Source organism: Sutcliffiella horikoshii (assembly GCF_008180725.1).
GTDB classification, from domain to species: domain Bacteria; phylum Bacillota; class Bacilli; order Bacillales; family Bacillaceae_I; genus Sutcliffiella_A; species Sutcliffiella_A horikoshii_B.
In genome coordinates this window covers 352,153-377,708 of the sequence record NZ_VTEV01000005.1, presented here as the reverse complement: position 1 = coordinate 377,708, position 25,556 = coordinate 352,153, and the positions used below count along the sequence as shown (strand labels likewise).

At 34.9% G+C, this 25,556-nt stretch carries 15 protein-coding genes and 1 pseudogene; 11 read left to right on the top strand and 5 right to left on the bottom strand.

What is annotated here, in order from left to right:
* Positions 1-182: 182 nt before the first annotated feature.
* From FZC76_RS14080 to FZC76_RS14060, 5 genes are all read right to left on the bottom strand, one after another.
* On the bottom strand, positions 183-845 hold the full coding sequence (locus FZC76_RS14080; RefSeq protein WP_148988802.1) for a hypothetical protein: 663 nt from the start codon (positions 843-845) through the stop codon (positions 183-185).
* A 59-nt stretch (positions 846-904) separates the two neighbouring features.
* Positions 905-2,077: a restriction endonuclease subunit S gene (locus FZC76_RS14075; protein WP_148988801.1), complete on the bottom strand. Its 1,173-nt coding sequence runs from the start codon at positions 2,075-2,077 to the stop codon at positions 905-907.
* Positions 2,078-2,080: 3 nt separating this feature from the next.
* Complete coding sequence (locus FZC76_RS14070) at positions 2,081-3,634, bottom strand: type I restriction-modification system subunit M (protein WP_148988800.1); 1,554 nt, start codon at positions 3,632-3,634, stop codon at positions 2,081-2,083.
* A gap of 23 nt (positions 3,635-3,657) precedes the next feature.
* Positions 3,658-4,248 (bottom strand): restriction endonuclease subunit S, encoded by a 591-nt coding sequence (locus FZC76_RS14065; RefSeq protein WP_148988799.1) that lies wholly within the window; start codon positions 4,246-4,248, stop codon positions 3,658-3,660.
* Positions 4,249-4,421: 173 nt separating this feature from the next.
* Positions 4,422-7,175: a type I restriction endonuclease subunit R gene (locus FZC76_RS14060; RefSeq protein WP_148988798.1), complete on the bottom strand. Its 2,754-nt coding sequence runs from the start codon at positions 7,173-7,175 to the stop codon at positions 4,422-4,424.
* Positions 7,176-7,402: 227 nt separating this feature from the next.
* On the opposite strand from FZC76_RS14060, the gene FZC76_RS14055 reads away from it, so the two are divergent.
* The 11 genes and pseudogenes from FZC76_RS14055 to FZC76_RS14005 all read left to right on the top strand — a co-directional run bounded on the left by FZC76_RS14055 (position 7,403) and on the right by FZC76_RS14005 (position 25,555).
* Positions 7,403-8,845, top strand: a complete 1,443-nt coding sequence (locus FZC76_RS14055; RefSeq protein WP_148988797.1) for an SIR2 family protein — start codon at positions 7,403-7,405, stop codon at positions 8,843-8,845.
* A complete protein-coding gene (locus tag FZC76_RS14050) occupies positions 8,845-9,327 on the top strand; it encodes a TIR domain-containing protein (protein ID WP_148988796.1) in 483 nt (160 codons plus the stop codon). Before FZC76_RS14055 ends, FZC76_RS14050 begins: the two co-directional genes overlap by 1 nt.
* Before the next feature lie 177 nt (positions 9,328-9,504).
* The gene (locus tag FZC76_RS14045; RefSeq protein WP_148988795.1) at positions 9,505-10,413 is read left to right on the top strand and encodes a hypothetical protein; all 909 of its coding nucleotides are present in this window, start codon (positions 9,505-9,507) and stop codon (positions 10,411-10,413) included.
* A 540-nt stretch (positions 10,414-10,953) separates the two neighbouring features.
* A pseudogene (locus tag FZC76_RS14040) lies at positions 10,954-12,877 on the top strand (3'-5' exonuclease).
* Positions 12,878-12,906: 29 nt separating this feature from the next.
* Positions 12,907-14,538, top strand: a complete 1,632-nt coding sequence (locus FZC76_RS14035) for a hypothetical protein (protein ID WP_148988794.1) — start codon at positions 12,907-12,909, stop codon at positions 14,536-14,538.
* Positions 14,539-14,654: 116 nt separating this feature from the next.
* Complete coding sequence (locus FZC76_RS14030) at positions 14,655-17,222, top strand: MrcB family domain-containing protein (protein WP_148988793.1); 2,568 nt, start codon at positions 14,655-14,657, stop codon at positions 17,220-17,222.
* Positions 17,194-19,641 (top strand): restriction endonuclease-like protein, encoded by a 2,448-nt coding sequence (locus FZC76_RS14025; protein WP_148988792.1) that lies wholly within the window; start codon positions 17,194-17,196, stop codon positions 19,639-19,641. Before FZC76_RS14030 ends, FZC76_RS14025 begins: the two co-directional genes overlap by 29 nt.
* Positions 19,642-19,663: 22 nt before the next feature.
* Positions 19,664-19,987, top strand: a complete 324-nt coding sequence (locus tag FZC76_RS14020; protein WP_148988791.1) for a nucleoside triphosphate pyrophosphohydrolase — start codon at positions 19,664-19,666, stop codon at positions 19,985-19,987.
* 205 nt (positions 19,988-20,192) lie between these two features.
* Positions 20,193-21,614, top strand: a complete 1,422-nt coding sequence (locus FZC76_RS14015) for a Wadjet anti-phage system protein JetA family protein (protein WP_148988790.1) — start codon at positions 20,193-20,195, stop codon at positions 21,612-21,614.
* Positions 21,615-22,262, top strand: coding sequence for a DUF4194 domain-containing protein (locus FZC76_RS14010; RefSeq protein ID WP_148988789.1), 648 nt, complete (start codon positions 21,615-21,617; stop codon positions 22,260-22,262).
* Entirely contained in the window at positions 22,259-25,555 is a 3,297-nt protein-coding gene (locus FZC76_RS14005) for an SbcC/MukB-like Walker B domain-containing protein (protein WP_148988788.1), read from the top strand. Before FZC76_RS14010 ends, FZC76_RS14005 begins: the two co-directional genes overlap by 4 nt.
* Position 25,556 lies beyond the last annotated feature (1 nt).

Below are 25,556 nucleotides of genomic sequence, written 5' to 3'. Positions count from 1 at the left end.
TATTAGTAAAAGTAGACAACAGTACTATATTTATAGTAAATAGAGAATTGCATAAGCTCCGTAGAAAGAGGCGAAGTTATTCTAGGATTATTTGCGGAGAACCGTAGCATAAGTAATGAGGTCTTTGGTAGAAAATAAGAACCAGCACCTTTCAATATGAGAGGAAGGTGCTGTTCGTAAGGTTATGAATTTGAATGATATTCAGATTCCATTTCAGCTTTAAGTTCATTTCTTTGTTCCAATATATCTAATAAATAAGATGACATATTATCTAAATCTTTGTACACATCATTAAAAAACTGTACGAAGTTTTCTAAATCAATTACAACGTTGTTGAATTCTGTAATGTAAAATTGTGGTTCCAAATCTCTTGTTAAGGAATAACGAGCAAAAGTAATGTCGTAAACTTTTTTGCCATTATCTCTGACAGTTTCAATTTTAGTATAGAGTTCATCAATATATTTTACTAATTGGATAGACCATTGTAATGCTTCAGTTCTATTGTCAAACTCTGCAGTTAGCTTTTTCGTGTTCTCTAATAAACTTTTAAGGTTATGCGATGACTCAAAGGAATCTGTCCTATTCAACAGCTGATTTAAGTTCCAACTCATGGATTTCAAATAAACTTCGATACCATGATTTAAATTAAATAGGATCGGAAAAATTAACATATCTGCTTTTTTGTCATGGTTATCCTTTAAGCAGGTTTCGGCTAATGTGATTGCAGAATTCATAAAGCCTTCTGCTATTACATGCATATTGTGAATATGATCAAATCGGTTTGTTCTCCAATTCATGTAGGCATTTTTATTGATATCAGCATTATAGGAAAAAATATCTTTCATCGGGAAACCCTCCTTTTAATAAAACTAAAACCACTTAAAAAAAGCTTGCACTTCTTTAGTTAAATAAACATTTGCTGCATAAAAGCTTTTTTTTGTTCTTGCAATATCCCTAGTTTTTTTGTTTCGAGTTGAATTTTTGAATCTAATTTAGAGAATAAACTAGCGATTTTCTTCTGTTCTTCATAAGAAGGAACTTTGACTTTAATATCTTTCAAAAGAGGATATTTTAAGTTCCACGTGTCAGAAGTAAGTCCTTGAGAATACTTTTTAAACTGATATAGCATGAAATCCGTTTTGAATAAGTATGCAAAGAATAAACTATAAACTTGTTCTCTGGGCTTTAATACTGTGTAGGCAGGACTAACAATCCCTTTAAATATTGAATGTCCACTAGCTCCCTGCCACATTCTCATAGAATTATAAGCTATATCATCTGGTAACACACGTTTATAACTTGATTTATCTTCACTTGATGTATCCTTTTTCATTCCAGTACGATCTGTTACACCTTTACCAAGTGTAACTGCTAATAATTGATATTCTTCATACCCTCTTTCCGAACGTTCTTCAAATAAATCACCCAATTCAAAAAGAGACCAACCGTTTTGATTCTGATTAAAAATTTGCTGTATATATCCCTTTTTCTGTTTGTTTAACAAGCTAATTTTCACTTGTTGTTTTTGTATTTTTAAATCTAAGGTAGAAAAGAATTCTGCAATTTTAGATTGTTCATCTTTAGAAGGCATTTTAAGTTCAACCGAACTTAGAATGGATTGGCTGACATTAAATCGAGTACTTCCACCAGCTTTTGTTCCGATTTGATTCCTTACATTGGGAGATTCTAAATTTAATTTTAAAAAATACGGATGATAATCAGCTTGTTTTTTGCCACGAATAACGAATCCACCAAATAGAGCAAATTCATTCTCGTCTAAATAGACCGAGCTTTTTCCTACATCATCTCGAGTTTCTGAGCTGCGAAGAAATAGTAAATCCCCATATTCGACTTTATTCGATTCTTCCATTTTAGAAGATACTGAAACAAGTCCAATAATTTCACTATATTTAATAAAATTGTTATTTAAAATGTCTAATACATTAATGAATTTACGACCATGACCATAACTGTTTTTGTCTGCATTAATACCATTATTAAATGACAGTAAGTCCCCTAAAGTAGTTTCATTCCATTCTTTCTTAAAGGTTTCAAATCTCAATTTCGGTGCATTCACCCTTTACACCCCCAATTCTTTAAAATGTTGTCCTAATTCCTGATCAACTTTTGCAATTTCTTCGTCAATATCTTTTAATCGTTTTGCTACTGCTTCTAAATCTATCTGTTCCCCTTCTTCAAAGGTGTCAACATAGCGAGGAATATTTAAGTTATAATCATTTTCTTTAATCTCATCTAATGTAGCTGCGTATGAGTATTTATAGATTGTTTGACGATTGATATAAGTTGATACGATTTTGTCAACATGCTCATCTGCTAACAGGTTTTGATTTTTGCCTTTTTCAAACTGATTTGATGCATCAATAAACATTACATTTTCATCGTGTTTACGGCATTTTTTAAATACTAAAATACAAGTAGGAATTCCTGTGCCGAAAAAAATGTTTGATGGTAAACCAATGACGGCATCTAAATAGTTTTTTTCTTCAATCAAGTATTTACGAATTGCTTCTTCAGCAGCTCCACGGAATAGTACACCATGCGGTAATACAACAGCCATTGTACCGCTGTCATCCAACTGATGAATAAAATGTTGAATGAATGCGAAGTCTGCTTTTGATTTTGGTGGTAGTTTTGCATAGGCGCTAAACCGTTCATCTTCTTTGAACTTATCATCTGCGCTCCATTTTGCTGAGTATGGAGGATTGGCTACGATTGCTTCAAAACGCTGGTCGGTATGGTGCGGTTCTTCTAATGTATCCGCATTTTGAATATCGAAACGTTGGTATGGAACATCATGTAGCAACATATTCATACGAGCTAAGTTGTATGTTGTTGATACTTTTTCTTGTCCGTAATATTTGTGCACTTTCGCTTCTTTACCTACACGAAGTAGCAAAGAACCAGAACCACAAGCACCGTCATATACATCACGAATTTCTGATTTTCCAGCAGTCACAATCTTCGCTAAAATTTTAGACACTTGTTGTGGCGTATAGAACTCGCCAGCTTTTTTTCCTGCGTTTGCTGCGAATTGAGAAATCATGTATTCGTATGCATCACCCAAAATATCAATTTCTACATCATCTTGTAAAAATGGAATATCTGCAATGTTAACAATTACTTTACTGATTAAATTTGTACGATCCTTCACTGTGCGCCCTAGGCGAGATGAAGTTAAATCCATATCATCGAATAGATTTTGGAAATCGTCTTGGCTTTCAGTACCTAAAGTAGATGATTCAATTGATTTTACACCGTTTTGTAGCATCTCCACATCGAAGTTACCATTTGCCCCTTTTTCGATTTCTTCAAGGAAACGTGAGAACAGGAATTGTGGCTCTACTACATAACCTAATTCATCAATAAGATATTCAGCTAAGTCCTCACGGTACTCTTCGTTTTCCCATGCTTTTGCATAAGAAATGTTATCGTCTTTTAGTAATTTCTCTGCACGTGCTTCTACTTTCTCGGATAAGTAACGATAGAAGATTAACCCCAAGATATAATCCTTGAATTCATTAGCATCCATTTGGCCTCGTAAGTCATTTGCCATTGCCCATAATTTTTTATGTAATTCAGCTTGTTGTTGACGTTGTTTTTCGCTTGTAGTCATAATAATGTCCTCCTTAGATTTGTTTAATTTACATGGAAACTTTGAATTAATTTCTGTTGAATGTATTGCTGTTGTAATTCACGTTTTTCTACTAATAATGAATTCTTCAACTTTTTCAAGTATGCAACCTTCCCAATAGTTATTTGCTTTTGAAGAGGTGGTAAGTCAATTTCCAAATCTTTTAAATGAGAAAGCTTTAACAATGAAGTAACTGTTCCTTCACTTAATACAGACAACTGTTTTTGAATAGATGGATGCTCATTAAAGTACCATTCAAAGAAGGCGAGATCTATATCGCTTGTTAATTGAATTTTTATAAAGTTATTAGTTAATAATAACCCACTGTATTTCTCAGGTAACAAAGCAACTTTTTGGGTATGTGTGTGTAGAATTAAACTATTTGTATCTGTTAATAGTTTTGCTGATAATTTTTCTTTTGGTACAGTTATTTCAGCACTTTTTTCATTAGATATCCTATAAGTCAGTCCAAGGGTTTCGTTAAATTGTTTTAGTGAAAGCAGTCTTACTAATGATGTTTCTAAGTTGTCGGTTATAGTTTCCAATCGATTAGCAAAAGCCCCTTGTGTGAATTGTGCTATTTCATAAAGTTTCACAACAACCCTCCTTTGATATTTTTTAATATATCAGTAAATCCTTGTTTAGTATATACGATATTTTAAAAAATATCAACAAATTTTAATATAATTTTTGATATTTTTAAAAATATCAAAAAGAGCGCTTGTGATGCGCTCTTCATTTATTGATATATTTAGTTTAGCAAATACCTTTACGCACCATATTTTTCTGTAAAGTCACGGATAAATGATGTGATGTGTTTAATCGCTTTGTTTTTCTTCAAGAAGGAACCAGATAAGGAGTCCATAATAGCATTCTTTTCAATTAAGTTCGAGTATTCATAGGAAGATACTTGTTCACGTAATACACTATCTTCAATGTCTACTTCTTTTGCAAAAGATGTGAGTTCCTGATCACTCATTTCTTCTTCATATCGGTTATATGCGTCAATTACAGATTCATTAGGTGCTAAAGTAGGTGCAACTTTATCTAAGAAGCCTTTAATTAGTTCAATTTTTAGACGTAGCTTCGGATCAGATGCATGGTCTAATTCTTGCTTGATGAAACGGATTTCTTTCTCACGTTCTTTTTGATCTTCAGTGTTCAAATTCGCAACCAGATTCAAAATGTAGCTAACATTGATTCGGTCTGTATGCATCAGCTCTAGCTCAAAGTCGATGTCATGAAGAATGGACTCTTTTGACACTTCACTACGCTTAAACTCTTCATAAACTTTAAAGTATTTACTTTTGTAATCTTCGTATGACTGCTGTGAAATTTTTAGTTCTGTTTCATCAAATTCGAAATCAGAAAATGACTGCAAACGTTGGAGCATTTTCGTAACATTTTTGAATGCTACAATGAATTTTCGTTTATCTTCTTCACGTTCTAGTTCATCCACTTCTTCAGGAATAACTGCAATTTCTCTCAATTTTACCAATGCTTCTTTAAAAGCTTTAAGATACTCATCGTAACTAGACATTAATACTGTATCAACATTATCTGTTCGAGAGAATAGCTTAATGGCATCATCTGTTTTTTCTTTAAGTTTTCGGTAGCAAACGATGTTACCATATGGCTTTGTAGATTTCTCAACACGATTGGTACGACTATATGCTTGAAGTAAGTCATGATACACCATGTTTTTGTCTACATATAAAGTGTTAAGTGGCTTACTATCAAAACCAGTTAGGAACATCTTCACGACAAGTAATATATCAATTTGTGCATGCTTTACTTTCTTAGAAACATCGGAAAAGTAGCGATCCCATGTGTCAGTAGAGAAGTCAGTGTTGTACATTTTATTATAGTCTACAATTATGCGGTCTAAGGCTTCACGAGAATGTTCACCAGTTCCATCGCTTTCCTCGTTTGGTGCATATGAATAAATACCAGCAATCTTCAATTTGTGGTCCTTCTTTTTGAAAATATCATAGTACTTAATAAGAGTTGGAATGGAGTCTACTGCAAACATAGCACAATAACCTTTACTCTTTGAACGTCGATTATGATTATCTACTATATGGTCTGCTATTAGATTGAGACGGCGCTCATCATGCCATACTTCATCCGTATTAATCGCTTGTACTTTTGTATCATCATCTTCATTAATATTTGCATTAAAAGTGCGAATGTACTCGACAGAGAAACCAAGTACGTTGCCATCTCGAATTGCATCTTTTATTAGATAATGGTGTAGACACTTCTCAAATAGGTCAGCGGTTGTACGTCCATCTTGACTTTTATTCTTGACAAAGCGAGGTGTACCTGTAAAGCCAAAGTATTGAGCGTTTTGAAAATGACGGTCAATTTCTTTTCTCATATCACCAAATTGACTGCGGTGACACTCATCTATAATAAAGATTACACGCTCTTGCTTATATGGAGCCATTATTTCTGCATATTTAGAGTTTTTTACAGCATTATTCATCTTATCAATAGTTGTAACTATAAAAGATCGCATTGGATCTTTTATTTGCTCAATAAGTATGTCCGTTTTTTCAGTTCGGTCAACGGAACCTTTTTGAAACTTATTAAATTCTTGTATTGTCTGACTATCTAAATCTCGTCGATCTACAAGGAAAAATACTTTTTTGATACTCTCTTCGTCAGCTAGAATTTGCCCAGCCTTAAAAGAGGTTAATGTTTTCCCAGAGCCTGTAGTGTGCCAAATGTATCCATTATTCTTTGTTTCGGTAGCACGCTTCACAAGTGCTTCAACTGCATAAACTTGGTATGGACGCATGACCATTAACGCTTTATCTGTATCATTAATGACCATGTAACGGCTAATCATTTTTGCAAGATGGCACGGTTGTAAGAAAGCTCGACTGAACTCTTGCAAATTTGTGATAAGTTCATTCTTCTCGTCAGTCCAAAAGAATGTAAAGCCAAATTGAATGTCGTAGTCGGAGTTCGAGAAGTATTTAGTATCAACTCCATTACTTACAACAAAGATCTGTAGGAAACGATACAAACCAGTAAATGTGTGACGACGATAGCGCTGGATTTGATTGAATGCTTCTTTAAAATCTAAACCACGACGTTTCAGTTCGATTTGTACAAGTGGTAAACCATTAATAAGAACGGTCACGTCATAACGATTTGTATAGATACCTTTTACTGTTGTTTGAGTTGTTACTTGGAATAGGTTCTTACACCAATCCTTTGTATTCATGAGTTCTACATATAATTGTGTACCATCCTCACGTTCAATCAGTAGCTTATCACGCAAGATTTTTGCGGAGTCATAAATGCCTTTTCCTTCAATTAATGTAAGAATTCTTTTGAATTCTATATCTGATAATGGTTGCCCATTTAGTTTATGTTCATTAAATAAATTTAGTTGATGCTTAAAATTGGCTAATAATGCATCATAGTTTGGAATCTTCACGGCTTTGTAACCTTGATTTACTAGTTGTTTGTGTAAATTTTTCTCTAGTTCTGCTTCTGGTTGATATCCCATGCTGTAACCCCCTTAATCCTATATCTACTATATTATACTTAAATTTGTATGGCTTGGTTTCATTTTTTATAAAATTTCCCAGTAATGGCTGCAATAAGTACTCTCTTATAAATACAGTTAACAGCTAACAGTACCAGTTTCTAAATTAACATAATATAAAATGTAACTTTTTGTAATAGTGTGGTAAAATTTACATATTAGATTTTGTCTGAAGGGAAGGGGTAATTGTGAGTACTTCTATTGCCAGCTTTGAAAAAGCAGTTTTAAAAGAACTAAGGAATAATAATTTAGCAATTTTTGCGGGGGCCGGCCTTTCAAGGGGCTCTGGTTTTGTTGACTGGCGTGGTCTATTAAAAGATATTGCAATAGAGTTAAATCTAGATATTAATAAAGAACTAGATTTGGTTTCCGTAGCACAATATCATTTAAATGCAAATGGTAGACAGACAATCAACGAAGCGATCATAGACGAATTTCAGCAAACTGCTGAAAAAAATGAGAATATGAATATATTATCTACTCTACCAATTGATACATATTGGTCAACAAATTATGATTCTATAATAGAAGATACTTTAGGCGAAACCGGCAAAGTAGTAGATGTGAAAATTAAACAAAGTCAAATGAAGAATTTTAAGCCTAATAGAGATGTTGTAGTTTACAAGATGCATGGTGATAAAGAATTTCCTGATGACGCTGTCATAACTAGAGATGATTATGAAAAATATGGAACTGAAAGAGCCTTATTTACCACTCAGCTCAAAGGTGAACTAATTTCAAAAACATTTATTTTTATTGGTTTTAGTTTTGAAGATCCTAACTTAGAACAAATATTAAGCAAAATTCGAATTGATTTGCTAGGTGCTAGTCCTAAAAATCATTACTGCTTCTTTAGAGAAGTGAACAAGTCAGATGAACGTTACAATAACACTGGGGAATTTAATGAAGATGAGTACAATTACGATAAAGTAAAGTTAGATTTAAAAGTCAAAGACCTTAAGCGATTTGGTATAAACTCAGTTTTAATTAAGGAGTACTCAGATATTACTAATATTCTTAGAAATATTGATAAAAAGTTTAAAGTCAATAAAGTATTTATATCGGGCAGCGCCGAAGATTATGGTGATTTTTCAGCAGAGGAAGCCAAAAACTTACTACATACCCTTTCTAACACATTAGTAACTAACAATCATCATATAATATCTGGGTTTGGATTAGGGGTAGGGAGCTTTGTTATAAACGGAGCTTTAGAAGAAATATTTGCAAATAAGGGGAAAAAAATAAATGATTATCTAACACTAAGACCTTTCCCTCAGGCTGAATCAGGTGGAAAGACATTAAAAGAACTTTGGACTGAATACCGTAAAGATATGATAAGTGAATCAGGCGTAATGATATTTGTTTTTGGAAATAAGCTTGTTGATGGAAAAGTGGTTGAGGCTGATGGAATGCTAGAGGAATATCGTATAGCACGGGAAAAAGACAAGTATATCATTCCTATTGGTTCTACTGGATTTGCGGCTGAGAGTATTTTCAAAGAGATAAAAGGTAACTTAGAACAGTTTTGGTATTTGGAAAACTCGATAACTGTTTTAGAAAATGTGAAAGACCAACAAAAGTTAATAACTGAGGTTGGTAAAATAATAGAAAACATTAGGAGGAAAGTATAATGGCTAGAAAAGTATTCTTTAGTTTTCATTATGAAAGAGATGCTTGGAGAGCAGCACAAGTTAGAAATTCAAATATTACTCAATCAATTAAGGGCTATGTTGATAAGGCAGAATGGGAAGAGATAAAAAGAAAAGGTGACAAAGCAATTAAAGATTGGATAGAAGGACAGATGAAAGGAACTTCAGTCACCGTAGTTTTAATCGGTAAAGAAACAGCAGATAGAAAATGGGTACAACACGAAATTGAAAAGAGCATTGAAAAAGGAAATGGGTTGTTAGGAATCTACATTCACCGTCTAAAAAATATCAATGGTGAGAAGGATGAAAGGGGACAAAACCCTTTAGATAATGTCTATATCTCTGTTGATGGAAAGTTAAAGAGGGCTTCGAGTTATTTCCAGACATATTTCTGGGATTTAAATGATGGTTATAATAACTTTTCTAGTTGGATAGAAGAGGCTGCTACTTTAGCGGGTAATTAATAAACGAACAATATACTACTAGTATTAAGTTATAAATCTATCATCAGTTAGAGGAGTGCCTGGCACCTGTATAGCAGAGTTTTGCATAAGATATAAATATCAAATAAACAAACATTTATGTCTCAATTTATTTTAACTCCACTAAATTAAAATTAATAAAAATATCTCAAGGAGATAATGATGAATCAATTGGAAGTATCGATGATTGAAAATAATCTATCTAACCATATTAATAGGTTCCTGCAAGATCTATTGATGATAATTTCGAACATAAATGATGGTAATCACAACGACACCGAGAATAAATTAAAGAGTTTAAACTTTGAAAATAACTTCAGATGGACAAATAGCGAAAATAGTCCGAATCTGCTAGAGACCATAGAGAGTATAATTAAAATAAATAGCATATCGAGCGAAGAATTTCGAACCATTATTATTGAAGAATATGGCGAAAAGATATTAGAGTCAGTTAAAAGTGAATTAGGGTTATCTAAAAATGATCAAATGTTTACTATAGATCAAATTAAACTAACCTATCAATCAAGGTTAATACTAATCTTACTATACAATCAGAAAGATATTTATAAACCAGCAAAATATGATGTATTTCTTTCACATAGTAGTGTAGATTCAAGAGAAGTTTTAGGGATAAAACTGTGCTTATTATACGAGTTTGACAAAGTTTCTTATGTAGACTGGATTGATGACTATGAATTAAATAGTCAACGATCTACTGAAAAGGTAATTAATTTATTGTCAAGTTTATTACCTGAAGAAGATAAAAAAAGGCTTGATATCCTGGAGGGAATTTTTGAGAACAGCTTAAACATTTCCATGACTGATAAACAGATAACAAATAAGATATTATATGCATTAGATAACTCAAATTCGTATATCTATCTTGATTCAAGGAATTCAAGGCTATCAAAATGGATGCCATATGAATTAGGTTATGCTGAAGCCAAATTAAATAAAAATATGTATAGAATAATAATAAAATACAAGCGAACTAGAAAAGGAATATTAAAATATAGTAGTTTTTTATCAAAATATGAGACGGTCAACGATTTGAGAAAAATTAAGTAAATTTAATTTGTGCAAGCTATGGGGGAATATACTTAGTACTTCCTAACAAACATATCAATTACCATAAAATGATTAAACTTTACCGCAAAGGCTAAGCTTGGAGTGGAAGAGGATGTCAATCTATTCCGTAAGGATTAACTTCAACTGTTATACTGTGTTGTCCTTAGTACTCGTTTAAGCCTACTGGATTTCATTTGAATCTTACACTGCAAAGGATACACCACTGAAACAATACAATGTTAATCAAATTATCATTTCGTACAAAATTTTGAATGATTACAATGGTAATACAACAAGTGAAATTTAAAGAGCAAAAAAATACAAAAACTCATTTAGATACATCACCGTGAACCGCATAAAAAGTTAAACTACATCAAAATATAAACTTTAATTAACGAAAAACTATGAAGCAAATTATAAGTAATAAAAAGGTGCTCAGTAATACATAACTGCACCTTTTTTGTATTTCCTGTAACTTTATGTAAAAATCCTAGTCCTTTTGCTATAATAAAAGTAATATTTTGTCGGTAGGTGAAAAAGATGGCCGTTACGGTTCCGGAAACGATTAGGAGCAGTGCTACTTCTGGGGAGAGAATTTTGTTTCGTACTTTGAAGGAGTATTTGCCGGATGATTATATAGTTTATTTTGAACCGGAGATTCAGGGGACTAGGCCGGACTTTGTTATTATTGGTCCTGATCTGGGACTGATTGTACTCGAGGTGAAGGATTATACAAGAAATACGTTGTATCAACTGAATAAAGATGAGTGGACGATTAGGGATACTAGCGGAAATCTACATAGTGTAAAGAGTCCGCTTAAACAGGCAAGAGATTACGTGTTTAAGATAAATGATGTGTTGAAAAAGGATAAGAATTTGTTTCAAACGGAAGGGAAGAATCAGTTTAAATTAAAATTCCCTTATGGCTATGGCGTTGTTTTTACAAGGCTAAATCAAAAGCAGGTTCTAGAGGACGGGATCTATTCTATCATTGATCCAGACAGCATGCTTACACGGGAAGAGATAGACCCGGATTATGGGAGTTCTCGGAGGAAGTGCTTGCACAAAAGTTAATAAATATGTTCCAAGTACCTTTCAGGTTAAGAGAGCCGCTTACATATGAAGAAATTAATACGATTAGGTACTATCTATTTCCAGAGGTCCGAATTGGTGCTGAGTTTAAAGAGCCTGTTCCTTACCAGGATCAGCTGCTTCTATCTTTAAGAGATATCAAAACAATGGATTTCCACCAAGAGAACATGGCCAAACAAATTGGAGATAAAAATAGACTTATTCGAGGAGTAGCAGGCAGCGGGAAGACCATTATTTTGGCGAGTAGAGCAAAGATGCTGGCGAAAGAGAATCCTAATTGGAGAATCTTGATTTTGTGCTATAACATATCACTCTCCCAAAATATCGCCCAAATAGTAAGAGCGATGGCATTGGAACCTGATAATCTATTTGACTTTCATTTTGGTGATGGGGAAATACAGATTCAGCAAACTCCTAGGAATATTGAAGTAAGAAACTTTCATCAATGGTTGATAAATGACCTAAACATGAGTGAGGGAATCATCGATACATACATTGAGAAGTTAGAGAAGGGGGAAGCAATTGCTCCTAAATCTGACGCTATCCTTATTGATGAAGGACAGGACTTTGAAGCAAGCTGGCTTCATCTCGTGAGCTTATGCCTTAACCCTGAAACCAAAGCCCTACTTCTTGTAGAAGACCGTGCACAAACAATTTACCCAAGAAAAAGAAGTTATCTCAAGGACACAGGTCTGGATTTCCGTGGTAGATCGAAAATATTAAATATAAACTACAGAAACACATCACAAATCGTCAACTGTGCTTGGGACTTCTTCCAAAAGAATTCCTCGCTACAAAACAAGGTGGTAGTGGGTGAAACAGAAGGCGTAGAGATTATCTCTCCCAAAAGTACGAAACGCAAAGGGCCAGAACCAGCCATTTTGAAAGCAGATAACTTTGCAAAAGAAATGCAGATTATCGCTAGACAAATTCAACAGCTCCACCAAGTGCGAAAAGTTCCTTACTCTGAAATACTCATTCTATATCGTGTAAAACGAACACATAAGGCCGACATTATAGAGCACTCAATAATGAAGGTATCCCCGCAACATGGATAACAGAAAACGAAGCCAGCAAAAGAGCTTTCAATAGAGAAGAAGAAACCGTAAAAATCAGCACAATAGACAGCAGCAAAGGGCTGGACTTCCAAGCAGTATTTATTGTGAAAGCGGATACCATGCCGTTCCCGCTTGAGAAGGATAAGGAGCGAGAAGTTTCCTTGATGTATATTGGGATGACAAGGGCGAAGGAATATTTGTGTATTTCGTATTCAGGGGAGTCGGAGTTTACTTCTTATTTTGAAGAGTGGAAAGATGAGAAGAAAGTAGAAAATACAGTGAGTGATAAGGTGATAACTAAATATAGTAAATAATCATGAACATTTAAGAATTGAGGGAAAAAATGTTGAAGATAATATATCGAGAAGACAGTCAACTTAGACTTTATGAGAATGGAAAAGAAGAGATTCTTGCTAAAAAAGCAAGTGAATTCTATTATTTATCTTCGGAGGGGGATTATGCTTTTTATTTAGCAAACTCTAAGCACTGGCATAACGGAGACTTATATATTAAAAAGATGGGAAATACACCAACTTTACTAGGAAATAAAGTGAATTTAATTTATGTGTCACCAACCGCAGATGTAGTTGTATATATCGATAAGTATTTTGAAAATCAAAACAATAAAGGTAGTCTGTATATGGTTCGGAATGGTTGCAAAAAAGTTTGTTTAGATAGAAATGTTAGCGGAACTGTTATCGTTATTGAAAAAGACATGGATAAGTATAAAATCTATTATGAAAAAACAAATAAAAAGGAACTTACTAACTATCGAACTGGATTTGTTTTAGATGAAAAGGGAAATAAACAGCCCTTAGGAATAAAGTTCAATGATATAAAGTTTTTTCGAACAAATAAAGACGAATTACGAATAATTGGTGAGGTAACCAAATATAACAAAAAAGGGATGGACGTACAATATTATATTTTTCATGAAGAAGAGGTTATATCTCAAAATATCGCTGGGTTTAGTCATAACGATTCAACTAATAAGATTATATACAGCGAAGAAGATATTAATATTCAACGTCAATTTTTTAAGCAAATAGAATATAAGAAGTCTTATGAAACAAAGTTTGATGAAATTATCTTCCAGTTTTCCAGTCATTCCTCCAGTAGATATTATATTGCGTGTGAGATAATTAAAAAAGCTAAAAAACACTTAATTGTTGAGAGTCCTTATGATAAGGACGATAGTATTAATCATATTGCATTCTTTTCACCTGAACAAAAAGAGGATATTCTTCTTCTCCACTATACTCTAACAACAGGAACTGATTTTTTGCCAACTTATAAACTTTTTGGAGTTAGTGTAGAGGACTTAATTAAAAATGCTGGTGCTTTTCAGGGGAAACTTGGTCTAGACTTCGCAAAGATTATGAACACAGGTTTTATGACAAAAGACACAAGTGAAAAAATCATGTATCGCAACATCTACAATTCACTATTGAAAACTCATGATTTTCAGTATAGGCAAGAATTAAAAACATATTTACTCAACACCTATCTAGTCCCTGTCCAAGATAGAGTAGCACATACTTCTAGATTCTTCGAAAAATATGTTCAAACAAATGAAAAGCGTCTCCAACTCCAAGAAAAAATGAAACTTATAGAAGAAGAACTTATATTGAAGAAAATAATTCCATCAAAATGGAAGTCTGAATATGAAATGTTCAAATTAATTAAGAATCAATTTCCTGCAGCTCGATTACATTCATCTCCAGATTGGTTAGCGCCTCAACATTTGGACGTATTTATTGAAGATTTAAACATTGCTTTTGAATATCAAGGAGAGCAACATTTCTTAGCAATTGATTTTTTTGGAGGTGAAGGGGGGTTATTAAAAAGAAAGAAACTAGATAAACGTAAAAAAGATCTTTGCTTACAAAATGGTGTAAAGCTAGTTGAATGGATGTTTTATGAGCCAGTCACAAAACTAGAACTTGAGCGCAAGTTAGAATTCTTAAAACCCTAACTATATTAGTGAGCAAATTATATTATTCACCAGCATTTTTCCTGAAAGAAGGTAAATGCTGGTTTTTTGTCGAAAAATATAACAATAACAATAATTAGCAAAAGGAGATTTATATATTGCTAACAAAAATATTACTCGAACTATTAAACAAAGTTAATACCATCCACACATTAACCTCCAATAGACCAAATAAAATAGTCCGAACTGATTCTAATGGAATTTATGTAGAATCCGAAGCTTCTAGAAGAAAGTTTGAGAATAATGAAGCAACTGATCCTCATGCATACATTCCTTTTGAGTTCTTAATCACAGCATGGGAAGAATTTATTCAAAAAAGAATCGTTTCGGCTAGTGATTTCACCAAAACTAGAGGTAGATCATCTTTTATAATGGCTTTGTTTGCAAAACTTCCATATATAAAAGTTATGAAAGAACCAGCTGGAACAAAGATCAAGCTAAAAGAATTTAAAACGGATCAGCTTCCTTGTGAACAATTTCATAAGGTAATACGATTTTTAGATCAGGTCACCGAGGGTACCTATGATCCTCTAGCTTTAAGCAAACAAGCAAAAAATGATAACGAATATAGAATTCTTACTAAAAGTAGGCAGGATTTAAGACTTCTCGGTATATTAAATGAAGCAAATCAAAAAAGTGAAAAGTTTTATGCCTACGAGGCTTCTCAAGATAAATTAGCCTTTATTAAAGACCTTGTACTTGAGAAAGAATATTTCCAAATAGCTCTCTTTATCTTACAACTATTAGCAGCACACCCAAAAAACGAAAAGAGAGCAGCTCTTAATGAGTTAGGAGTGTTAATTGTCCGGAACTCTCAAGGTGATAATTTGATGAAGGAATCGCTTGCTAAGGAACGGACACATAATCTATTAATGTGGCTAGAAAAGTTAGAAGTAATAGATAGCAACTGGTCACCGATAGAAGAGATAACTTTGGAGGAAAACACAGTGAGTACTAGATTAAGAGATCAATTCTTACATATCATGAACCATTACCCACAAGCCAAAACCCAACCTTTTGGAGGTCATGAATTAGGTTCCTTCGTTCGTAACAATATTACAGACGAGTTAAAAAAGCTGCCGTTTGTTAATGCACAATATGTAGTAACTGGCTCCATTGGCCAAGGAAACTGGGCTAGTGTTCCTTGGATTGCCATCATGAACAACCAGATTACCACATCTACTCAAAGAGGCTATTACATAGTTTACTTGTTTAGTGAAGATATGCAGGAACTCTATTTGACGTTTGCACAGGGGGTTACGGAAACGACAAAGGAAGAGATGCTGAGAATTAAAGAGGCTATTAGAAGTGAAATTGGTATGGATGACCGGTTTCAAAAGGACGATACTATTTATCTTGGACCTTCCAAACGAGCAAGAGACTATGCTGCCTCAACTGCAGTGTATGTGAAATACAAGCTGGAGGATTTCCCTTCTGAAGACGTAATAGTAGGAGACCTACAAAAAATGGTGAGGTACTATGAGGAGTTTATTAGCTTAAATGAAGGTGTTACCTATAAACCAACTGACCCACCTAAGGTTGTCGCCGTGCCAAAGGCTGATTATATGAGCCATAAGGCACTCGTGGAACATATTTATCAATACATAAGAAGTAAGGGATTCTTTTATGAAAAGGAAGAAATAACAAATCTTTTCCTATCGTTAAAGACAAAACCCTTTGTCATTATTTCAGGTATTTCTGGAACAGGGAAAACCAAAGTTATTGAGTGGTTTGCTGAAAGTGTTGGGGCAACGGAAGGAAATGGGCAGTTCACGTTAATCCCTGTGAGACCGGACTGGAGCGATGGTTCTGATCTAATTGGCTATAAGGATATTAAAGGTGATTTCGTGGAAGGTCCCTTAACGAAAGTAATGCAAAAAGCTCTCGATAATCCAACAAAGCCCCATTTTGTTCTATTAGATGAAATGAACCTTGCGCGTGTGGAGTATTACTTTAGTGATCTGCTTAGTGTGATGGAGAGCAGGAACTGGAAGGATGGGGAGATTGTTTCCTCTGAGATCTTGGACAGTTCCATGGTAGGAAGGTCTATTGGTTTTCCGAAAAACATGTACATTGTAGGTACGGTTAATATGGATGAAACTACTCATCCTTTTAGTAAAAGGGTATTAGATCGTGCGAACACCATTGAATTTAATCGTGTGCAGTTGGATTATTTGGATTTCTTGGAAGGGACGTTTGTGAAACTTGAACCAAAGAATATTGAAAATAGCATGCTTCGTGCTGATTATCTTTATCTAAAGGACCTCGCTTCCAAGCACATGGAGTTAATAAAGGAGACCTCTTTAACATTAGTCGGTATTAATGAAGCACTTAAGCCACTTGGTGCACAAGTTGGGTATCGAGTACGTGATGAAATCTGCATGTACCTTGCCTATAACCAGGAAGGCAAGTTGTTCTCGCAGGAGGACGCTTTTGATTATTGTTTAGTTCAGAAAATCTTACCGCGAATTTCTGGTAGTGACAGTAGAGTCGAACACACGATAAAGGAGTTTTTTAAGCTCCTTACGAATCAAGAACTATCAGAGGATATAGAGGATTATACGGCGTACATCAAGCTCTCTAAGTACCCACGTAGCACAGAAAAGCTGGTGGAGATGTATAGGAGGTTAACGCACGATGGCTTTACCTCATTCTGGATTAGTTAAAGGTGATGTGGAACTTGTTAAAATAGAAACTGCTGACTTTTCTTTGGTGATTAAAGGAAAGCCCTATCATGAGCGGTATATAGGATTACAGCAATACCGTAATCTTGATTTTCATGATGAAATGCAGTTCAGGATAGTAGGAGACCATGAAGAGGTAAAGGTTTTTGATGTCGAATACTTGGAACTTGTAGACCTGCACACCCACCGTCCGATCTTCTTTGAAAACGGTGTGTACACGGTTATGGTGTCTCCTAAAAACGGTAAAGAATTGACTTTCTATCATGAGCATCCAGTTTTTCGGAACGCGATTAACCGCGTGGAATTTGGCCAGTCGTATGTTTTGCTAGGGAATTTGCATTTTCAAAATGAAATCGGCTATTCAACTTTTGAGATTAGAGAAGGAAAACGGACGCTGCTAGAGGTAACGATGGAAGTTTTTCCGACAAAGCTCAATTATAAGGAGGACTATCGGAAGCTTTTAGATGAAGTGAACGATGAGATCTATAATCTCGCCTTTCACTTTTTAAAGAAAACATTTCTAAGTGCGCAAACGAAGCTAGAAGGCTCTCCGTCTCCTGCTGAATTTTTTCGCTTGATCACAGTTTACTTTGACGCTTTCCTAAAAGCTATCGAGCAAATTGAGCGGCAACTCCATCATAAGCTAGTCAAGACTCATGAGATAGTCAGGGGAGACCGAATTAAGTCGCTCGATGCAAAAGGCCGAAATTACTTGCGAAAAAACAGCCATCTTTTCCAAGAAGTAGGCCAAGGCATCCCAATTGGGGACAAACAATTTATGCCGAGTAAAGGAATGACCGTCAATAAGCAAATCACCTTTCATACACATGAAAATCGTTTTGTGAAATGGATGATGACGCGTCTTGCTAGTAAACTCGAAGACTTGCTTTCTAGGTTCAAAAATAATCGCTGGAACAAAGCGGATCAAGACCCTGAGTTAGTAAAAACCATAGAGGAAATGAAGCGCTCGCTCACAAGGAAGCTTAGCAATCCTTTCTGGCGGGAGCTTACATTACCAGATAGAACCGTTCAAAGTCTCGTCATGCAACTAGCACCTGGCTACCGCGATGCCTATCAGATTTACCTTACCGTTTCCAAAGGATTAGCCCTGCAAAACGGCATGTACAAAATGTCCGTGAAGGACGTGGCAACCCTTTATGAGTACTGGACTTATCTAAAGTTAGGTCAAATACTCAATAAGAAATACGAGATGATTAGCCAGGACATCATCAAAGTGGATAGAAAAGGTCTTCATGTAAGTATGGAAGGTAGCCGCAAAGCAAGACGTGTATTTAAACATCCAGTTACCAAAGAGCGCATTACCCTTACCTATCAAAAATACGAAGGCAATCTCCCTACCATTGCACAAGTGCCAGACACCATGCTCAGCATTGAGAAAAAAGGAGAAAGCTACACGTTCAACTATGTCTTCGATGCAAAATACAGAATCGACTTCGCGCTAGAGGGCAGCTACTACGGCAAGAAGTATCGCGCTCCTGGTCCAATGGAAGAAGACATTAACACGATGCACCGGTATAGAGACTCTATAGTCTCCGAGCAAAACGGGCCGTATGAGAGAACTGCTTTCGGTGCGTATGTCCTTTTTCCATGGAACGAAGAACAGGTCTACCAGGATCATCACTTCTATAAAAGTATAGGGAAAGTGAATATTGGAGCACTTCCTTTTTTGCCGAACGCTACCGATCTTGTGGAACGGTTTATTGAAAATCTCATTGATAAGAGTCCTGAAGATATTCAGAAGGAAGGAATTTTACCGAGAGGCTCTCTGCAAAAATGGCAAGAGAGTGTGGAGGAGAAGGTGCTGGTTGGAGTGGTTTCGTCGGAGGAGCAATATGCGAGAGCTATAAGATCAGCCAAGTACTCGCTAGCTGCTTCTGTTTTAAGAAAAGGTTGGCAGCAGGCTCAGTATGTTGCACTCTACTTAACAAAAGAAGTCGACATGGAAAACGGTATTGTCTGCTATGGCAAGGTGAGTGATGTGGAGATTTCTAGAGACACAGTAACATTCTCAGTTGGGCATTGGTCAAGATTGAAAAATATTATTGTCCCAGTAGGATATGGATTTGCTCATTATATGCTGACCACCTTAAGAAGTCTGGAAAACTCTACTGAGTTACCAGAGTTGTTCATGAAGTCTGAAGAAGAGAAGGTTGTTTGGCAGATGCTAAAGCGGGTGTCTAATCGAATTCATATAGAGCTGGATGATCAGAAAATGGATCAGGCAGAGCGGGTTGCGAAGTATACCATTAAAGATGCGACGGTTAATTTTGATAGGGAAAGTGAAGTTGTGAAGATAGTGAAGGAAGGCACGGTACAGACGGTTACTTTTGAGGAGTTTAAAAGTGACCGTGTGAAATTGTTTAGATATCTGCTTAACTGACTGAGTTTTAGGGGGAATTCGATTGCCGATATACAACAAGCTAGTGCGGGACAAGATTCCACAGATAATTGAAGGAACGGGGAAGAGATATACAGCTAAATTTTTGAGTGATGGAGATTACATAAAGTATCTCAAGTTAAAGAGCTATGAAGAATTGGATGAGTACTGGGAAGCGGAGACGAATGAGGAAGCTGTAGAGGAGCTTGCGGATCTTTTGGAGGTTGTTCGGGCGCTTGCAGGTTACCACGGGTCTTCTATGGAAGAAGTTGAGAGGGTTCGTAGGGAAAAGGCAGAGAAGCGTGGTGGGTTTGGGGAGAAGGTATTTTTGGTTGAGGTGGAGGATTAGTTGGTAGGTAAAAAGACATGTCTAGGCATGTCTTTTTATTGTGGGAAATAAAGGATATTGTAGGTTTTTGTAGAATTTTATTATAAATAAGCAAAAATGATATTTTAAATGGGTGTTTTTTTTTTATGTCATTAGGACGTTTAACTTATAAATCAGATTTGTATTGAATACTGTTTGTTTTCATTTTTGAGAGAAGGGGGAAAATATGATTCTGTTTGACAATGTAGAATACGATCGTTTTTTTAATCCGCTTTGTTGTAAAAATAAAAGGATATATTATGAATGCATTTTACAGCTTATTGAAAAGTCAAAGTCCGTTCCACTTCTTTATGAAACTGATGCAAGAGACATTTTAATTTTATATCTTCGTAACTATTCTTACACGATGGAAGAAGAAGAAAACTCTGGTAATGCTGACGAGAATATTAGCAGTAAAAAATCAGAAACTGAAAATGCTAGGGCAATTCTAAGATATTTCAGAGATTGTGGTTGGATTTCAGAGCGTGAGATTGGAAGGAATGGTGACAATATTGCTACCGTTACGCCCTATTGTAGAAAGATGATTGATTCGATAGAGAGAATCTTTAATCGTGATACCAGTGCTGCTTTGACTAACCACATTTTCTCCATTTATGATATTCTGCACTCTGCATTTATAGATCATGGGAGAACTCATAGACCATATTCTAATATTCTCGTACCGGTATCTGATAGTGTGTCAGACCTGAAAAATGAACTGTTGGTGCTTAAAGATAGCATCAGATCTATTATGAGGATAGTTATAAAAATGACGGAGACCAATGAATTAGGACAGTTCCTTATCAAAGATGAAATGCTGGAGTCTTTCTTTAATGATTATTTTTTTATAAAGAAGGATGGTTTAATACCAGGATATATTTCTGAAATTGAAAAAATGCTTAGACTTATCACCAATACAGAAGTCTATGAAAATATGATTAAGGAATATCAAAAAATTAATAACTCAACCGAAATCACAGCTCGTGAAATAATAGATTGCCAGCTTTCTGAAGTACAAAGTTTTATTAGCTATGATTATGTCAAAGAGATGGATTACATAGATAAGAAAATTAATAACTATTACAGTTTGTACTCTACAAGAATTCTTATGGTCTTAAGCAATAATGTAAATATGCAGACATATTTAAACGACTTGCTGATGACAATTAAGGATTTTGAACCAAATGAAAAGAAGGATATTATTAAATCTATTTCTAAGTGTTTTGGCTTGCAGTCATACAAATACGTTGGCAGAAGATCAATTGAACGTCGAAAGAAACGTAAACCGAATATAAAGAGTGGAGCAATTATTTCGAGTTCATTATCTGATGAAGAAAAAGCAAGACTTACTAAGGAATTGTTATACGAATATCCAGACAGATATAGCGTGAAGCAAGCAATAAGTTACTTTAATAACTTACTTGAAAATAAGGAAAGTCTAATACCGGATAAGACGTTGGTCAAAACCAGAGATGATGCCATGATGGTAGCAGCTAGTATTATATATTCTGGGACTGGAGATTTTCCATATGAGATTCAATTCTTAAAAGGAACTATAGAAACAGAAGTTGCAACAATAAGCAATATACGAATTAAGAGGATGAATTAAATGAGTGATATCAAATTAAACATTTCTATAAAAGAAGAAGACAACATAGTGTTCAAGCGTTGCATTCGTAAGTTGTTGGATTCAACGTTCATCATTGGGGACAAGGATGAGAAATTGTACTCATTTATAGCAAGAGAATCAAATAGGCAGGATGTTTCTGATTATTTACGTATGATTGGATTTGATGTATTAGTAGATGCGAATGTAAGAATTGCAATGCTTAAGCCTCATGAGGATGATGCAGAAGCAGTAGGATTAAAACGAGCAAATGTTGTGACCTTCACAACAGAACAATACCATCTGTTGCTTGTACTTTGGGAAGTGTATCTGGAGAATCTGGGGTATAGTGATGAGAATGTTGTAATGCGTGGAGATCTAATTGATAAAGTCAAAGCATATGAAGTAGACATAGATAGTAATAAGTTAGCAGCAGCTATGAAGATTTTCAAGAAATATGATCTGGTTGATTATGATCCAAAGGATAAGTCGGAAGATGCTATTATCACATTGTACCCATCATTGCAATTTGGATGGGATGTTGCACAATTTCAGACAGTTTCTGCGGAATATATGAAGAACAACCAGATAGAAGATGGCTTAGAAGTACAGAATTCAGGTAGTGATGAAGATGAGGAGGATGTGGAATGATAAGATTGAAATCAATCCGGTTGATTAATTGGTATGGCTTCAACCAGATTACTGTTCCAATAGGCTTCTTCACTTTGATTGCAGGTAAGAATGGGAATGGTAAATCAGTTATGTTGGATGCCATTAAATATGCTCTCTTCGGGGATACAGTATTTAATAAGTCTACTGAGAATAAAGGAAGCCGAACGGTAACTTCATATACACGAGGTCTGCTTGATGCCACTGCAGCTACCTTTATGAGGCCTGCAGACCAGATGCCAAACGTATATACACATATCGTGCTTGAAATGGAAGAAGTGGAACTTGGAAAGAATTTTATCCTTGGAACAGTAATAGATACAGACTCTGGGAATGGATTTGTAACAAGAAGATATGTATTAGAGAATAGGAAACTAGAGAACATTCCCCATACATACCAAGATGGCGGACAGATCATTCCATACAGTACATTAGAATTGCAAAAAGTACTAGGTATAAAAATGATGGATGTAAAAGAGGGCATACTTAAATTTATGCAGCGAATCGGACTTCGCTTGAATGAGCAGCAGTTAGCATCTTTCAGAAGAAAACTTCGTAGCATTATGTCTTATGATCCAAATGCTAAAATTGATCAGTTTATCAGAGAAAGTGTATTAGAGGAAAAGAAGGTTGATTTCTCAAAGCTGGTAGAAGCGAAAAAAAATATTGATACTATGAATATGAGTTTTGCTACTATCGATGCTGAAATTGAAGAACTTAGCAATATAATTAAGCTTTTTGACGGCTTGCAAAATGCCAGAAATGTCATTCTAGCAGATGATGTAAAACGTGCATATAAAAGATTCTTGAAGTGCAAAAAAGACCTCGAAGAAGCTACAAGAAAAATGGACATCGCTAGTAGGCAGATTGCGGAAGATGATAAAAAACTTGAAGCAATTACTGCCCGTGAAAAAGAGCTGCGTACAGCTTACAATAACGCGAAAGATAATTTAATGTCTATGGACTGTGCAAAAGCAATAGAAGAAGCTGAGCAGGCTTTGCAGAATACACAGGCTGAAAAAGAGAAACTTGAAAATCAAAAGAACGCTCTAATTGATTTCCAGAATAGAGTGAGTGAACTGTTATCCTGGTTTAATGAAGGAAATCTGGCAATTGAACAGCAGGATGTATTGTCTTCATTAACTTTAGATAATTTCTCAAAGATTCAAAAAGAAAGTAGTGTTGATTATCTTTTAAAGAAAATCAAAGATTATAGGGATAAGATCATAGCTGAGAAAACCAGGGTTAAGGATAAATTAGGAGAAAATAATAGACAACAATCAATTTTGCAAAAGGTTATTAATGATTATAATTCTAAGAAGACAACTTTTTCAGAAATACCTGATTACGTCGCATTAAAGAATGAGATTAACAGAGAATTTGATAAAAGGGGCATACAATCTAAAGCTTGTTTTGCATGTGAGTATGTTATCGGTTTGACAGAGGAGTCATGGCGAGATGCTATAGAAAGTTATCTTGGGAGACGGAGATATACTATATTGGTTGAGCCGGAATATTATGACATTGCAGATGATGTGCTTAATTTATCAAAAAACAGGTATGCGCATTTATTCAACACAAAGCTTTTAATGAAAAAAGAGATAAATCCTGAGGAGGATTCAGTTGTTCAATTTATTAAAGTAAAGAATCGGGTTGCAAAGCAATATTTTGATTACCAACTTGGGCGTTTTCATGCAACCACAAAGGAAAAGGTTAAGAATTACGAGAACGCTATATCAAAAGATGGCAGAGTCTCCGTTGCTATGGATAGTTTCTTTCTCCGCTTCGATAAAATTAGGTTTTACTGTCTAGGACAAGAAACAATTGAGCTAAACAGAATAAAAGCTACAAAATCAATGGAAGCATTAATTATTGAATTCAAGGAATTTCAAGGGCGATTACAGCAGAAAGAATCAAATAAGTCATATCTTGAAACAGCTATGGAGTTCTTTGGTGAGAATAATTTCGATGCTTGCAGATTGTATGATGAAGTATTAATGGATTTTGCAAAAAAACAGGATGAGTTAGAACGTTTAAAAGACGCCCAAAAGAATAACCAAGAGTATATAGAACTTGCTGAGCAAGTCTCTAAACTAGAGCAAAAACTTAAGGCGGTAAATCGAGAACAGGATACAGTACGTGATGACAGATCTGCTATGCAGACGGAATATAGGGTAAACGAAAACAGGTTGAATGAAAAGACTGATAGTCTAACAAGTATAGAGTGTGATTTGAAAGAATTAGAGATGATTAATAATGTAGTATATGCAAAGGCTATTGAAGATTACGAAAAGCATATTGTTAATGGTCTAGGAAGTGCTGGTGGTATATTGTTGGATAGGGCGCGTTCAGAACGTTCTCTTAGAGAAGCTGACGAGAAGCTTAAAGGTGCTCAAGCTTCATATAATGCTACTAGAGCTGCAGATAATCGTTTACCATTGTCTGATAAATCCAGAGCTGAATTTGAGTCGAGAAAATCTAAAATCTGGATGGATGATTTGCAGGAGATACAACAAAAGTTAAAAGAACAAACCAGACGATATGAAGAGATATTTAAGAATGAGTTTGTTCTGACTGTATTGAAGTCCTGTGAAGCCGCAAGAGATGATTTGAAGTTAATAAATGCGGAATTATCAAAACTGAAATTTAAGTCGAAATATGCTTTTGATATTAAATATGTTAAGGATGGTTCTGACTATGAAAAAATCCTTGAATATGCAAGTTATTTAAAAGAGCGAGAGGAGCTCGGAACTATATCAGGTCAGATGACTTTTGATGTAGTAACATCATATTCAGATGATAAAGAAGTAGAGCTTGAAAAGAATATACGGAAGATTATCAACCGAATTGTTGAGAGTAACGATAAAAATCAGATTGAACATTATGCAGATTATCGTAATTATATGACATACGAAATTTTACTTACAAATGATGTACTTAAGTCAGCCAAACTTTCAAAACAATCTGGGTATAATTCCGGTGCCGAAGTTCAGATCCCATATATGCTTATTTTGTTATCAGCATTGTTAATGATATACAATGATAAGCATAATTCTACAAGACTTGTATTCATTGATGAACCCTTTGCAAAAATGGATCCAACAAATATAAAAATCATGCTTGGATTTATGAAAGAGCAGAAACTTCAGATGATTTTCTGCGCCCCTGATAAGACAGAGCTGATTGGCAATGAATGTGAAGTTGTTTTACCTGTTCTTAGAACGCAGGTGAATTTAATGGAGATAGGAATTGTTGAAATGCACAAGGGAGTGTAGT